Source organism: Nisaea sediminum, from assembly GCF_014904705.1.
GTDB classification, from domain to species: Bacteria; Pseudomonadota; Alphaproteobacteria; order Thalassobaculales; family Thalassobaculaceae; genus Nisaea; species Nisaea sediminum.
The window spans coordinates 160884-175917 of record NZ_JACZCQ010000009.1; the positions used below are offsets into that span (position 1 = coordinate 160884).

Annotated in this window: 13 protein-coding genes; 2 read left to right on the forward strand and 11 right to left on the reverse strand. The window is 60.1% G+C overall.

All coding sequences use genetic code 11. The annotated features are described in order from the left end of the window. Positions 1 to 136: 136 nt before the first annotated feature. Complete coding sequence (locus IG122_RS18740) at positions 137 to 1066, reverse strand: LysR family transcriptional regulator (RefSeq protein ID WP_226893736.1); 930 nt, start codon at positions 1064 to 1066, stop codon at positions 137 to 139. A 73-nt stretch (positions 1067 to 1139) separates the two neighbouring features. Continuing rightward, positions 1140 to 1301: a hypothetical protein gene (locus IG122_RS18745; RefSeq protein WP_193187357.1), complete on the reverse strand. Its 162-nt coding sequence runs from the start codon at positions 1299 to 1301 to the stop codon at positions 1140 to 1142. Positions 1302 to 1500: 199 nt separating this feature from the next. On the opposite strand from IG122_RS18745, the gene IG122_RS18750 reads away from it, so the two are divergent. Beyond that, the gene (locus IG122_RS18750; protein WP_193187359.1) at positions 1501 to 2886 is read left to right on the forward strand and encodes a sensor histidine kinase; all 1386 of its coding nucleotides are present in this window, start codon (positions 1501 to 1503) and stop codon (positions 2884 to 2886) included. A 25-nt stretch (positions 2887 to 2911) separates the two neighbouring features. After that, complete coding sequence (locus IG122_RS24150) at positions 2912 to 3226, forward strand: aldehyde dehydrogenase family protein (protein WP_319024931.1); 315 nt, start codon at positions 2912 to 2914, stop codon at positions 3224 to 3226. Between the two features lie 145 nt (positions 3227 to 3371). Here the strand turns inward: IG122_RS24150 and gcvA are convergent, their stop codons facing one another. The 9 genes from gcvA to IG122_RS18800 form a co-directional block, all read right to left on the reverse strand. After that, entirely contained in the window at positions 3372 to 4289 is a 918-nt protein-coding gene (gene gcvA / locus IG122_RS18760; protein WP_193187361.1) for a transcriptional regulator GcvA, read from the reverse strand. Between the two features lie 153 nt (positions 4290 to 4442). Next, positions 4443 to 5642, reverse strand: a complete 1200-nt coding sequence (gene pcaF / locus IG122_RS18765; protein WP_193187363.1) for a 3-oxoadipyl-CoA thiolase — start codon at positions 5640 to 5642, stop codon at positions 4443 to 4445. A 73-nt stretch (positions 5643 to 5715) separates the two neighbouring features. Then, positions 5716 to 7782, reverse strand: a complete 2067-nt coding sequence (locus IG122_RS18770) for an acetate--CoA ligase family protein (RefSeq protein WP_193187366.1) — start codon at positions 7780 to 7782, stop codon at positions 5716 to 5718. An 11-nt stretch (positions 7783 to 7793) separates the two neighbouring features. Continuing rightward, positions 7794 to 8594 carry an enoyl-CoA hydratase/isomerase family protein gene (locus tag IG122_RS18775; RefSeq protein ID WP_193187368.1) on the reverse strand — a complete coding sequence of 267 codons (801 nt, stop codon included), beginning with the start codon at positions 8592 to 8594 and terminating at the stop codon, positions 7794 to 7796. 40 nt (positions 8595 to 8634) lie between these two features. Then, the gene (locus IG122_RS18780) at positions 8635 to 9990 is read right to left on the reverse strand and encodes an MmgE/PrpD family protein (protein WP_193187371.1); all 1356 of its coding nucleotides are present in this window, start codon (positions 9988 to 9990) and stop codon (positions 8635 to 8637) included. Then, positions 9987 to 11216: a CaiB/BaiF CoA transferase family protein gene (locus tag IG122_RS18785; RefSeq protein ID WP_193187373.1), complete on the reverse strand. Its 1230-nt coding sequence runs from the start codon at positions 11214 to 11216 to the stop codon at positions 9987 to 9989. Before IG122_RS18785 ends, IG122_RS18780 begins: the two co-directional genes overlap by 4 nt. A gap of 78 nt (positions 11217 to 11294) precedes the next feature. Beyond that, the gene (locus tag IG122_RS18790; RefSeq protein WP_193187375.1) at positions 11295 to 12284 is read right to left on the reverse strand and encodes a Bug family tripartite tricarboxylate transporter substrate binding protein; all 990 of its coding nucleotides are present in this window, start codon (positions 12282 to 12284) and stop codon (positions 11295 to 11297) included. 118 nt (positions 12285 to 12402) lie between these two features. Beyond that, on the reverse strand, positions 12403 to 13899 hold the full coding sequence (locus tag IG122_RS18795; protein ID WP_193187377.1) for a tripartite tricarboxylate transporter permease: 1497 nt from the start codon (positions 13897 to 13899) through the stop codon (positions 12403 to 12405). Positions 13900 to 13910: 11 nt separating this feature from the next. Next, complete coding sequence (locus tag IG122_RS18800) at positions 13911 to 14411, reverse strand: tripartite tricarboxylate transporter TctB family protein (RefSeq protein ID WP_193187379.1); 501 nt, start codon at positions 14409 to 14411, stop codon at positions 13911 to 13913. Positions 14412 to 15034 lie beyond the last annotated feature (623 nt).

Genomic DNA, 15034 nt, shown 5'->3' on the forward strand with positions numbered 1-15034 from the left:
GTTTCTTTGAACTGGCGCCGCGAACACGCGCCGAGTAATCGAGAGCCGTCGACAAGTTTGAGACAGCTTCGCAAAAAGATGGCAAATCAGCTAAATTAACTCAAATACCAAAACATACGGATTACATAACAGAATGTTATGGTTTGGCGAGGAAATGCTCCGTTGCGTCTCCCGCCATCTCCTCACGTAACTCGATTACGAACTGCTCGGCAAAGCCGGAGAATTCAAGGTCCTTGCGAACTGCGACATAGGTCTCGAAAGAGGTGTCCGCCTCGATCGGCAGGACCGCGACGCGTCCGTCCATGTCGAGTTCGTCGCCAATCGTGAAGCGGTCGATCACCGCCATTCCCATGCCCTGCTTCACCAACTGAACGACGGTCGTCCCGAAGCGCGCGCGGATTGCGATGTCGTATGAGAGACCGCGCTCCTCGAATATGCGCGCCATGATGCCGCCGTAGGGGTCGTTCGGATCGATACCGATCAGCGGGCGCTTCGAGATCTCTTCCGGCGTGATCGATTTTCTCTTCGCCTGCGGGTCATTCGCGCCGACGATACAGACGAGGCTGCCGCGTGCGAGCGGCAGGAACTCGATGGAGGGATGGTCGAACTTGTAGCTCATGCAGACCAGTTCACCCCGTCCAAGCATAAGGAAGTCGATGGCTTCCTCAATCTTCAGCACCTCGATATTCAGTTTGATGTCCGGGAAGCGGCCCTTCAGGCGGGCGGCAGCTCGAGGCACCATCACATGGGCGATGCTGGGAACCGAACCGATCGAGAGTTCGACGTCCTGCCCGCGCCCAAGCTGGTTGATCGAGAATTGAAGATCGTCGAGCTTCTTGTGGACTTCCTGCAGCTGGGCGAAGACGTCGCGCGCTTCTGGCGTTGGGGTGAAGCGCCCGCCCTGACGCGTGAACAGCTTGATGCCGAGCACCGAATCCAAATGCTTGATGGTCCTGCTGACGCCGGGCTGCGCCACATTAAGCAGGCGTGCGGCGCCGGCGATCGAGCCGCTGACCATTATCGCCCTGATTACTTCGATCTGACGCAGCGTCAGTGCCTTTTCCAACCTTGGTCCGCCCCCGGCCGTCTCGCGATCCCTCGATCCTAGATCGAAGGGCGGGGGGAGAACAGGGCGCGGGTCAGGAACAGGCGGCATCGTGCCAGGCGCCTTTACGGCGCTCTGACTCGGCGCAATATTTCATCGCCCTCAGATAGCCGTGGATCAGGCCTGCGCCTCCGTCGACCGCTACATCTCCGGCTGCGCTCGTATGCCGGGTGCAATCAACAGAATTTTCAGACATTTACGCCTTTCTTAACCGTTTGATTACGTTAAGCGCGCCAGCATGTATGCCGGATGCTTTTGGCATTGGAAAATTGTGAGAAATCAGACACGGCTGACGCATGCTGCAACTGAAGATGTCGTATTGCCTCGACTCCTGAGGACCGGGAAGGCTTACTCCCGTTGGGTTTTAGGCGCGAAACAGCAGGACGGAAGGATCGATGAAGCAGTCTTCTCCGCATCGGATCGAGAGACCTGCTGTCTACGATGCAGCGGCCGATCTGATGTTTCAGCGCATTGAACCGCTCTTCAGTTCGAATCTTCCGGCGCTTGCCAACGTCGCGATCGCGGCGCTGATTTCTTTTGCCGCCAGGGATCATGTTCCATCCATCTATCTCCTCGGATGGGTGCTCCTCACGGGAGGGTTTTCTCTCTACCGCGTGTACCTGGTCGACAGATTTCGCCGGTCAGACCCGGAACCTTCGGAGGCGCCCCTCTGGGAGCGCCGGATGTTCCTCTGTGCGGCGGCGCAGGGTCTCGTCTGGTCTCTGACCGGCCTCGCGGTCGCGCGTTTCCCGATGCCGATCGAGGTTCTCGGGATCGTCTCTGTCGGGGTCTGCGGGATGCTGGCGGGGGCCACCTTCACACTTACGGGCAGCCAGAGAATCTTCAGGGTCTATGTCTTGCCGGCCGGGATCGGGTTGATCACGGGAATTATGTTCATCGATAAGCCGGGAGGGCAGGTGATCGCCCTCATGGGCCTTGTCTATCTCACTGTCGTGCTGGTCTGGGGACGCGAGATCGGGCGCTCGGCCGAAGAACGGCTCGCGCTGGCGGCGGAAAAGGAGCATCTGCTCGCCAATCTGGAATTCGCGCAGCGCGAGACCGAACTGGAGAAGGAATTCAAGCAGGAGACCTTCAACAAGCTGGGTCACGAACTGAGAACGCCGCTTAACAGCATCATCGGGTTCGCCGAGGTTATCGCGAGCGAGGCCGTCGGACCGGTCGGGACCTCGAAATACAAGGAGTATGCGTCGCTCGTCGCGGAGAGCGGGAAGCATCTTTCCAATCTGATCGACGAGATGCTCACTCTCGTAAAGGGCGACTCCCTGCAGGCTGGAGCCCATAGCGAGCCGGTGGATGTGAGCGAGATCATGGTGTTTTGCCGGGACATGCTCGCGCCCTTTGCCAAGACGCGGGGGATCGAGCTGCGCCTGATCCGCGGCGAGGAAAATCTTCCGCCGGTCCGGATCGATCCTCTGAAGTTGCGTCAGGTCCTGATCAATCTGCTCAACAATGCCATTCACTACACGCTGCAGGGTGGAAGGATCGAGCTGACGGCGAAACGGAATGGGGGCGACGCCATCGAGATCAGTGTCTCCGACACCGGGATCGGAATGTCCGAAGCGGATATCCCGAAAGCCCTCGAGCCGTTCAATCAGCTTGAAAACGGCAAGACCCACAATCCGCACGGCAAGGGTATCGGGCTGGCGCTCTCGAAGAAGTTCGTTGAACTCTACGGCGGGCGCATGGATATCGAGAGCGAACTCGGGGTCGGCACGACGATCACGGTCCGATTGCCGGCTGGTGCGAGAGGATCTGCATAAGGGGTGCATCCCCTCAGCATACGGTGTGATTGAAGACGGCCCTGTTGTTGCGGTTTATCGCTATCGCGCTCTACAGGATGCGATCCGACAGGCGAACGCGCTGCCGACTGCCTTTCAGGCCAGTATTTTCGCGCAGGATGTCGATGTCGCGATGCAAGCCGCCGACCGGCTCGATGCTTCGGCGGTGATGATCAATGATCCCACCGCTTTCCGGACCGACTGGATGCCGGTCGCCGCGAATCCGGCTATGGCACCGGAGACATCCCTTACACCATGCGCGACATGGCACAGGAAGAGCAAGTTGGCTAAATCGGCCGGTTGGACCCAAAGCGGACATTGAAAGCATTCGTCGGACGCTGAGCAGTCGGGCATCATCCGGGACGACCTACCCGCTCAGGCATTCTTTGCCGCACTCAAAGATCGGATCGGCGTGGAGCGCGTTCCATTCCGATCAACATCCGGAGGTCCGATACGAGACCGCTCACCTATTCGACGGCGTCTGCTCCGCGTTCATAACTCTCGACCTTGATGCGGTCGCGCATCCAATCGAGGAACTTGATCAAGGTGCGTGACGGTTCCGAATTCTTGGGCCATGTCAAAAAATATCCTTCGCCACTGTAACAGGTCAGGTCGCCGAATGGCGCAACCAGACTGCCGCTCTGCAATTGTCGTTTGACGAAAATCTTCACGGCCAGTGCGACCCCGCTATCCATGGACGCCGCTTCATAGGCCAGCGCCGAATTTTCGAAGCGAATACCAGGCTCCGGGTCAACCTCCGCGCCGACTCGTTTGATCCATGCGGTCCAGTCCGTCGGGCGCGCCATTGAGTGCAGCAGGCGCACACGCCCGAGTTCGTCCGGTTCGATTAGCTTGTGCTGTCGCTGATATTCGGGAGTGCAGACCGGGATGAGTTCGACGTCGACCAACTTCTCGGAATGCAGGTTCGGCCAATCGCCTTTCCCGGCTCTGATCGCGGCATCCAGATTCTGGCTTTCGAAATCGACAGGCGCGATCGAGGAACTCAGGCGCACCTCAATGCGTGGGTGCGTATCGTGAAAATTTGTCAGGCGCGGGATGAGCCAACGCTGCGAGAATGTCGTATAGGATTGTATGGCTAGGATGTCGCGCCGCCCGCGACGGGACACACGTCGCGCGGCCGTGGCGATATCCTGGAAAGCGTGGGATATTCCTTCGTACAGCTGACGCCCCTCATCGGTAAGTTCCACGCCGCGATGCAAGCGCCGGAACAGGGCCACCCCCAGATAATCCTCCAGCGTCTTGACCTGACGGCTGACCGCGACCTGACTGACGTTCAACTCCTCCGCAGCCAGCGTCAGACTGCACAGACGTGCTGCAACTTCGAAAGTGCGCAGCGGATTAAGGGGAGGAACCGGGTGCATCATTTTTTCGGTCTTGCTGTTTGCAATCCCCTCACGACGGAATCAGATCGAATTGAAACGAGGGGGGCGACAGAGTCACCCATGGGCGATACTCTGATCACTACATTCATAAATCGAAAACACGCCCTTTATTAATACAAGGCCAATGATGGAAAGCTAGAGCCGTTCCAACGCTATGGCGATCCCCTGGCCGACGCCGATGCACATGGTCGACAGCGATTTCTCACCCGGTTTCAAATCCAACATCGCCGTACCTGTGATCCGCGCACCCGACATGCCGAGAGGGTGACCCAATGCGATGGCGCCGCCATTGCGGTTTACGCGAGCATCGTCATCAGGAATTCCCAGATCACGCAGGGTCGCCAGACCTTGAGAGGCAAAGGCTTCGTTCAGTTCGATGACCGCGAAGTCCTGTTGCACAAGGCCAAGCCTTGCCATCATCTTCTTAGATGCGGGCGCCGGGCCAAAACCCATGATGCGCGGAGCGACGCCGGCGGCTGCACCGCCCAGAACCCTGGCAATCGGAGTCAGCCCGTTTTTCTCGGCGGCTTCCATCGTCGCCAGAACCAACGCCGCCGCGCCGTCATTGACTCCCGAGGAATTGCCCGCCGTCACACTGCCGTCAGCTTTTACGAAGGTCTTGAGGTTCTGCAGATCCTCGAGCCTTGTCGACGGGCGTGGGTGTTCATCCATCGTCACCACGACCGGATCGCCCTTGCGCTGGGGGATGCTGACAGCGGTAATTTCCTGCGCCAGTCGCCCACTCTCCATCGCCGCAGCAGCCTTGTGCTGCGATCGTAGAGCGAACGCATCCTGATCGGCGCGGCTGACGCCAAAATCCTCGGCCACGTTCTCCGCCGTTTCCGGCATGCTGTCGACGCCGTACTGAGCCTTCATCAGCGGGTTGACGAAGCGCCAGCCGATCGTCGTGTCGTGGATTTCGTTGCCGCGGCCGAAGGCCGTCGTCGCCTTGGGCATCACGAAGGGAGCGCGGGACATGGACTCGACGCCGCCCGCGATAATCACTTCGGCTTCTCCGGCCTTGATCGCGCGCGACGCCGTGATCACAGCATCCATGCCTGACCCGCAGAGCCGATTGATCGTCGTGCCGGGCACGCTGTCCGGGAAGCCTGCCAGCAGCAGCGACATCCGGGCTACGTTACGGTTATCTTCGCCTGCCTGATTGGCGCAACCGAAGATGACCTCATCGACGGCGGCCAAATTCAGCCGTGGATTTCGCTCGACCAGCGCCCGCAACGGAATTGCCCCCAAATCGTCAGCGCGCACCGAAGACAGCGCACCGCCATAGCGGCCGATCGGCGTGCGAATGTAGTCGCATATGTAAACGTCCGTCATATCCCTGGTCCTCGGCACAATAAGGCTCTGGCGGAGCTGCCATCCACCTCCGCAGCAATGGGCGCATGTCGGGTCAGTCGAGCACGATCAGGCTGTCGCCGGCCCACGCTCCCTGTCCTTCCGGCAGAACGAAAACCGGGTTGATCTCGGCTTCACTAAGGCGACTATCGAGAGTCTCCGCCATGGCCGAAAATGCGATCATGGCGTCGATCAGAGCCTCGATGTCGGCCTTGGGTTTGCCGCGGAATCCCCGAAGCAGAGCGCCTGCCTTTATCTCGTCGATCATGTCCCTTGCGCTGGCACGGTCCAGCGGCAAAAGACGGATCGCCACGTCGTTATACAACTCGGTCGTCACGCCGCCCGCCCCCAGCAGGACATAGGCTCCCAGTTGAGGATCGCGATTGTATCCGAGGATCAGCTCGACCCCGCCCGTGACCATTTCCTGCACGAGAAAGCCGTCAATCTTTGCCGATGTCGCCGCCCGCACGCGGGCCATCATGGCCGCGCATTCACGACCTACGTCTGCCGGATCGACGTTCAACACGACACCGCCCATCTCGGACTTGTGCAGAATCTCGTTCGACAGAATCTTGATTGCCACACGGCCGCCGAAATCGCCTGCGGCTTTCGCCGCCGCGTCCGGTGTCTCTGCCGTGACTTCGCGCGTCACCGATATGCCGAAGCGGGCAAATACCTTCTTAGCGTCCGCCTCGTTGAGCGTTCCGGCAGGAACATCGCTGCAATCAATATTCTTCGCATTCGAGGCGCTTTCATTTCGCCCATCCCTCGGCGCTGCCAGAGAGTGCAAGGCCGAAGCACAGCTTTCGGGCGCGGCAAAAGCCGGAATCCCCCTGGCATTGAGCTGGCGGATGATGCCGGGCGCATCCGGACTGACGTAAGCCAAAATGGGTTTGTCGGTCAGTGCCAGCGTTTCAAGAACCGGCTGAGCGACCAAATCGGGTTGGGCAATCGACGACGACCCGACAACCACGACAATCGCGTCATAGCTGGGGCTTTCGACCAATATCCGCAGGACCGCGCGGAAGAGGTCGGGACGCAGCCCGGCCAGCGTCACGTCAATCGGGTTCCGGTCAAGCTCTGCCTCCTTCAGTTCCAGCTCGATCAGCTTGCCGGCGGTCTCCGTGTCGGGTGCGGGTACTTCCAGGCCCAATAGACCGACATTGTCCGCCACCACAGTGGCGGCACCGCCGGTCGAGGTCACGATGGCCACACGATTGCTTGTCATCGCACGGCCTTGTGCCAGCGCCGCCGGAATGTCCAACAGGTCGGCAAAGGTCCGGGCGCGGATGATGCCAAGCTGCTTGAATAGCGCATCATAAACCTCGTCGGCTCCGGCCAGCGCGCCGGTGTGCGACACCGCAGAGCGCGCGCCGGATTCCGAGCGCCCGACCTTGTAGGCAACGATGGACTTACCGGCTGCGGTCGCCTTTGTGGCCGCCGAGCGGAACTTGCGTACGTCGCGGATGGTTTCCAGATAAAGCGCGACCACTTTCGTCTCGTCATCCTCAGCCAGCGCCTCAAGAAAATCCGAGACTTCCAGATCGGCCTCGTTGCCCGTGGCCACCAGCTTGGAAAAGCCGATGCCTCGTGCAACGGCCCGCGACAACAGCGAACCGAGGATGCCTCCCGATTGCGACAGAAGAGCGATCTTGCCGGCCGGCAGGTCCTCGACTTCCATCGCTCCTGACGCGGTCAGCGGAATCCCCTCGGTCAGGTTCACGGCGCCAATGGTATTAGGCCCGAGAATGCGCATGCCTCCTGCCGCTTCACGCAATTGCTCCTGCCGCTCGCGGCCGTCCGCTCCCGCCTCGCCGAAACCTGAAGCAAGGACAATCGCCGCTTTGGTCCCGCGCGCTGCCAGATCGCGCACTGCCTCGACAACTCGATGCGCACCCACAAGCACGAGGCCCAGATCCGGCGCTTCCGGTAGGTCCGCGACGTTGGCATAACTTCTCAGCCCGGCAATCTCTTCATAGCGCGGGTTGACCGGATAAATCGCGCCCGCGTACCCATGCTTTTGCAGGAAGGCAATCGGTCGCCCGGTCAGCTTTGCCGGATCGTTCGAGGCCCCGACGACAGCAACGCAGGCCGGGTTCAGAATGGCGCGCATCTTGGACATCGCGGAAAACCTTATTTCGACAGCTTGTTGAGAAAATCTTCGACCGCTTTTCGGTGTTCCGCCGTCGTGTAGCAGACCGCCTGCGCCTTGCGGCCAAGCGCGAAGATCTCCTCATCCGACCGCTCGAAGGTCTTGTCGATGATTTCCTTGGTCAGGGCGATTGCCGTGGCGGAACCCACGGTCAGCTCCTTCGCCCACGCATGCGCCTCGTCCAGCAGCGCGCCGGGGGCAGCAACTCGGTCGATCAAGCCGATAGCCAGCGCTTCCGCAGTTGCCATGACCTTGGCCGAAAAGATCAGTTCCTTGGCTTTGGGCAAGCCGACGCGGCGAGGCAGGAAATACATGCCGCCACCATCTGACACGAGGCCCCGCTTGATAAAGCTCATCGACATCTCGGAGCCTTCGGCAGCGATGATGAAATCGCAGGCCAGCGCCATGTCGAGCCCAAGGCCATATGCATCGCCGTTGATCGCCGCGATCACAGGTTTGGTGACCCCGTGGATGGCGGCCACGCCGCGGTGCGTGCTCTTCTGCCTTTTCCAGCCGTTGAAGGCCACCTCGCCAGAGGGCGCCTCAAGTCGCGCCCGCATCCCAGCTATATCGCCGCCCGAGCAAAAGCTCTTGCCTGCGCCGGTCAGGATGATCCCGCGGACCTCCGTGTCAGCATCCGCGTCTGTAAAAGCCGCAATCAATTCCGCACGCATCTGATCGTTGATCGCATTGCGCTTGTCGGGGCGATCCAGCGTGATCGTGGCGATTCCCTCGCAGTTGGAAACGGTGATGAACTCTGGCAGAGAAACTGCGGTGTTCATGGCTATTCCTTCTCATCAATGCGCAGCCGAGGCAGCGATTTCAATTCTTAACTTTTGTTTTCTTGGTCACAGCGTCGGGCAGTTCGGCGCCGTCAAAAATGATCCGGCGCAGCCGGTCCTTCTCCGCCTCCGGCAGAACAGAAGTAGCCAGTTCTTCATATTTTGCCATTAGATCGGCCAACGAGATCGGGTTGTCCGGATCACCGCGCCGCGAGCGTTGGAAATGCGACAGTTTGCGCCCGTCCTTTAGCTGCACATGCAGACGAGCCATGCGTTTGCGCGGATATTCTGTCGCCAGATCCTCGGCCCTCTCAACGGTGATGCGCGGCATGATCGCGCGTATATTCGGGTCCCTCAGAGCTTCGGGCGTGAATGCGGCAAGCCGCACGCCTCCCAGCACCAACAGTGCCGACAGACAGTACTGCGCACTGAATCGCGCCTCCTGCGCGCTCCGCGGGTTCGGACGGTCGCAAATATCCTTGGTGGCACCGTAGCCTTCGATGTGGATCGCCTCGACCGCCTCGGGACCGAAGCCGTGCTCGGCACGCAGCATCGCGAGAGCATCCAGAGACGGAAAAATGTGCCCGCAACAGCCGTGGATCTTTACCGTCATGCGAGTGATCGGCGTCCAATCCCCCGCGCCCTCAAATGCAGCCTCCCAATTGCCGATGCCATCGCTGGTTGCCGCGGCATAGCCTTTGGAACCATCCAGGCTTTCCCAAGAGCCGGTCGCCCCGGCAAGGGCGGCGTAGGCGGCCAGGATTCCCGCATCGGCGGCATGTCCGGAATGCATCGCTTTCACCATGCTCTGTCCCTGGAGGTTTTGCTGAATGCCGCCGGCAAGGCTGGCCGAGATGGCGAGTGCATTGGCGATCCCGTCGCGGTCGCAGCCAAGCAGCATCGCCGCAGCCGCAGCCGCTCCGAAGGTACCGACAGTGCCCGTGATATGCCAGAACTCGTAGTGGCTGGGTTGCAGTGCCATCGCCAAGCGGCAGCCGACCTCGTAGCCGCCGATCACCGCGCGGTCGAACGCATCCCTCGGCGCACCTATATCCTGCGCTACGGCCAACGCCGCTGCAAAGGTTGGTGAACCGGGGTGATAACCGCCATCCCGGTATATATCGTCGAACTCGACCGTGTGGCTGGCCGATCCATTGATGAAGGCGGCTCCGCGGGGATCAATCCGCCGTTCACTCGTATAACACCAGGCATTGCCGCCCGGGCGGCCAAGTCCAGTCGCCGACAACAAAGTGGCCGGAGCCTGCAATGTGCCCGGCAGGGTCGTGGCGAACCAGTCCAGCGTCGCGCAATGTACCGCGTGAAGTACCTCGGGCGGTATGGGCACGTGCAACCAATCTGCGGCCAGACCGGCCAGTCTTTCGATAGCGGTTGTCATGACTGTGCCTCTTCCCTGGCTACCAAGCTTCCGGCCTGCAGCGCCAGACCGGCCAGACACAGTGCTTCGATTTCGTCATCGCCAAAGCCGATGGAACGCAGAACTTCCGCCGTTTGCGCCCCCACCCGCTGAGGTGGCAGGGTCACACCGGAATCCGACTGCGACATCCGGAACGCGACCGAGGGAACCCGTAGCCCGTCAAGGCGGCCGCTAGGGTCCGCCAGCCGCAGGAATTGTGCGCGTGCCTCGGCTTGGGGGTCGTTCAACGCCTCTTCCAGGCGGCGAACGCGGGACGCCGGGACCCGTCGCTCCGTCAGGAACTCTTCCCAATAGGCGGCGGGCATGGTCGAGATGATCGACTCCAGCGCCGCGTGCTCTGTCTCATAATCGTCGATCCGAGACAGGTTATCCGACTTGACGAGATCCTCGCGGCCCAGCCCGATCCACAGCCGCCGCTGCTGACGCAGGTTCGAGGCGGCGATCATAATCGGGCCATCGGAAGCCTGAAACATGCCCAACGTCGCGAAGGCAAACTTGTTGCCTTTGGCCTTGGGGTGTTTGCCCGTCCAAAGGAAATCCGTCGCGGGCGCGGTCATCAACGTGAGCGCGACGTCCAGCATTGACACTTCGATGTTTTGCCCCATACCGGTGCGTTCACGCTGGAACAGCGCGGCGGAAATCGCAAAGGCCGCCGTCAAGCCGGTCGAATAGTCAACAACGGGCGCGCCACATTTCAGCGGGCGGTCATCGCCATGTCCGGTCATGTCCATGATACCGGAAAAAGCCTGAATAACATTGTCATAGCCGGTCTGATGCCGGCGCGGTCCGGTTGCACCGAAGGCGGACACCGAACAATAGATCAGGCGCGGATTGATCCGGGCCATATCCTCATAACCGAGCCCCAGCTCGTTGAACGCGCCAGGTCGGTAATTTTCCACAAAGACATCGGCTGTCTCTATTAACCGCAGCAAGGCACCACGGCCCGCCTCGGATTTTAGATCCAGCGCCAGCGCTTTCTTGCCAGCGCCTTGCGCCAGAAACGCTGTTCCCATGGCGTCCCGAACCAGATCGCGATCGGTGCCGGTGAACCGGGCCTGATCGGGGTCATTCGGAGCCTCGAGCTTGATCACCTCCGCTCCCAGAAGCGCCATCTGGTAGCTCGCGTAAGGGCCGGCAAGAACATGCGTCGTGTCAACGACCCGCAGGCCGGTGAATGCACCGGTCATGTTGGACACCTTCCGTGAATGAGAAACCGTCTGAGAACGGCCTCTCCTTTGTTCGAAGGAGAGGCCGGGAACGAAAAATCACTCGATAATGCCAGCCGCCTTGAGCTGTTCTTCCGCCACAGAGCTCATCTGCTTGATAAAGGCCGAATATTCTTTGGGGCCGTAATCGCTGTCCTGGACCCCGGCCGCGCGGGCGTAGGTCTGGTAGCTGTCGCTCGCCATGGCCTTGTGGATGGCATCGGCGATCTGCTGCTGCAGCTCCATCGGCATGCCCTTGGGACCAAAGACACCGCGAATCTGCAGCCAGCTGGTGTCCACGTTGTAACCCTGCTCGCCAAAGGTCTGCATGTCGGGCAAAGAAGCCAGACGCTTGTCGCCGAGAACACCAAGTCCTTTCAGGCGGCCCGCCTCGAAAAACGACAGGGTCGGACCGAGGTTGGATACGCCGACATCCATGTGCCCCCCGAGAACGGCGGCGATGATATCGGGGGTCGACTGGTGGGCAACCCAGTTGAACTTCACGCCTGCGGCTTTTTCCAGCATCGCCATGCCGATATTCTGCATCGAGCCGACGGGACCGAAACCGGCGATGTTCACTTCGCCGCCATTGGCTTTGGCCAGTTCGACCAGATCGGTGATCGAGTTCAGTTTGGAATCCTTGGCCACGAAGAACATGATCGGGTCGATCTGAGCCAGCGCAATCCACTCGAAATCTTCAGGCGAAAAGGTGCCGCGCAGATTGGTTTTCATGCCGGTCAGGTGGGTGACGGTGTTGACGCCAAGGGTCAGACCGTCGGGCTTGGCCACGCGAAGCTTGGCCATTTGCGTCGCACCGCCGCCGCCGGGTGCGTTTACAACCACGATAGACTGGCCGATGATCGGCTCCAACTCTTTTGCCAGGGTCCGGCTGAACACATCGACACCTCCTCCCGGCTTGGTATGCAGAACAAAGCTGACTGGCGCATCCGGAGCCCAGTCTTTGGCCTCCGCACTCTGGGCGACGCTCAATGTCAGGGTCGCGACGCCGACGATGCCCAAGACCAGTTTCTTAAGGTTGCACGCTGTCATTTCTTCCTCCCATGGCAGTCTTCGAATTTTGCGGTGTTCCCACCATGGGGGTAGTTTCCGTGTTCCCGTTGCCTGGGTGAACTGAGCGTTTGTCAGGCAACGGGGACTCGAAACTTGGTCAAATCGACCTGGCCTTGGCGCGGCGGGCCCGCACCAGGGATACGCCGGGCCAAACGAGAGCCAGAACGGCGATCAGGATTAGGATCACGGTCATGGGCGAGGTGTAGAAGATGTCCCATTCGCCTTTGTTCGAGATCAGCGCGCGTCGGAAGCTGGTTTCCATCATTTCGCCGAGGACCAGTGCGAGGACGATCGGCGCCAGTGGAAACTTGAGCTTGCGCAAGACATATCCCAGCACACCAAACACTGTCATGACATGAACCGGAAACATCGTGGTGTGCGAAGCGTAAGCGCCGACAAAGCAGATTCCAGCGACGATCGCGGCAACGGCTGGGCGCGGGATATTCGCGACATGGGCCCAGACCTTTGCCCCCGCTAGACCGACCAGCACCATCACCGGCACGCCGACCCAAAGCGAAGCAAAGACCGTGTAGGGGATTTCGGGCGATCTGGCGAATAGAAGCGGTCCCGGCTGGATGCCCTGGACCATCAGCGCACCGACCATAATCGCCGTTGTGGGAGAACCCGGAATGCCAAGCGCCAGCAGAGGCGCCAATGCCCCGGCCACAGCAGAATTGTTCGCCGCTTCCGATGAGGCAACCCCTTCGAGGGAGCCCTTGCCGAATTTCTCCGGTGTCTTGGAAGCCCGTTTGGAAACCGCATAGGACACGAAGGATGCGATGGACGCTCCTGCTCCGGGAATGACTCCGATCGCATAACCGAGTACAGAACTGCGCAGGATGACCTTTTTGAGGCTCAGGATCGTTTTAACCGGCAATGCCAGGAGTCCGCCAATCGGTGTACTCTTCAGTTTTTCCGACGGACCCTCCTCAATCATGAATAAGACCTCGGAAAGAGCGTAGAGTCCCAGCAGAACGGGAACCAGCGGCAGACCTTCATAAAACTCGGGATTGCCCATTGAGAAACGTGGCACGCCTGTCTGCACATCGAGACCGACAGTGGCCAGTGCGAGACCGATCCCCATCGCCACAGTTCCTTTAAGTGGCGATCCTTCAGAAAGGCCGGCCACAAGACTGAGACCCACCAGGGCCAAGGCAAAGTATTCCCCCGGGCCAAAGCGCAGGGCGAATTCGGACAGCGGAACCGCTGTCAGGATCAGGAACAGGGTCGAAATGAAGATGCCCGCGCCCGACGACAAGATCGAAACCGTCAGCGCTTCTCCCGTCCGTCCCTGTTTGGTCAGCGGATAACCGTCCCAAGAGGTAGCGACCGCGGCGGCGGTACCAGGAGAGTTGATCAAGATTGCGGTGATCGCGCCACCATATTCCGCCGCGGCATAAAGCGCGACAAGACCGACGATCGAAACGACCGGATCCATTCCATAAGTGAACGGGATCAACAGCGCGACGCCGAGGCTCGGACCAAGGCCCGGAATAGCCCCAATCAGGTAGCCCGCCAAAGCGCCAAATACGAGGGCGATCCAGACCATTGGGTCGCCAAAGGCGGAAAAACCGATCGCAAGACTCTCAAGCATGTTGCGGTCCTTCAGGGCAAATTGACGTCGAGCGCGAGGCGGAAAACGAGATAGATGAACGCGGCCAGCGCGACGGGAACACCGATCAGGTGCAATGGTCGGCGCTCGCCGCAAGCCAGCATCGTTAATAGGGCAAAGGTCAGAACGCTCGGCAGCATGCCGAGCGCTTCGAAGCAGATTGACTGGAGAACCAGAAGCCCAACTGTTGCCAAAACGAATAGCGGCCGCCGGATCGACACCCAGATAACGGGTACCGGGTCCACCAATCGCACGATGGCGGCACCCGCGACCGACACGATGGCGATCAAGGTGGCAACAGCCAGCAAGATGGGAAATCCGCCGGCCCCGATATCGATCTTGTTGAACGGTGGCGGCAGAGCCGAAGCCTGCGCGAAATATTGCCAGAACATCACCAGGAGTGCTGCGCAGCCGATCAAGTCGAGTATCGGTAAAGAACCGCGAACCACGTCCATCCGGACCCGCCAGCCTGACGCTGTGTGGTCTTCTTCCATTTGATCCTCCCGCGCCGGAGCCGGTGTCGATGCCTCGGCAAGCCTTTTTTTGCCACCATCGCCGATCCGCCCGGAAGCCGTGAACTAAGTATTCGTTTGTCTAGGGCGTACTTTGAATTGGTCTTGGAAATCCTTTTGAATTCAAAGCTATGGATGGACATGAAGGGATTGAGCCTTCGATTTGACCTCATGCAGAGATCGGCTCCCTGACGTGCAGCGACGCCAATCGCGACTGAGGCAACCGTATGCCGTGGGCTGCTTTGTGCCCGGTCAGGTGCTCAGGTGCGGCCTTCGTCGTCGCCTTGATCTTGCTGTTCCTTCCGGCGCGTTACACCGCATGTATCCGGCTCAAGCAGACTGATGAAAGCATTAGTGAGGCCGAGGGTCGGCATTCTCATCTCGATCTGCCATCACGCCTAGTCACAGACCTTTAATCGGAGATGCGAATTCGACATACGGCGGGCCGAGATCGCTTTTCGGTCTGAGAGGTCGCTTCTGGCCGGCCAATTCTCCCCTAGTCCAGGGAGCGTGGGGTGAGGAGCTTCCAAACTCTCCAAGCTCGGTAGACATCGCTGAGTCCTCATAAAGGAACAGCCCCTCCCTCCTGATCTGGGATTCAATCC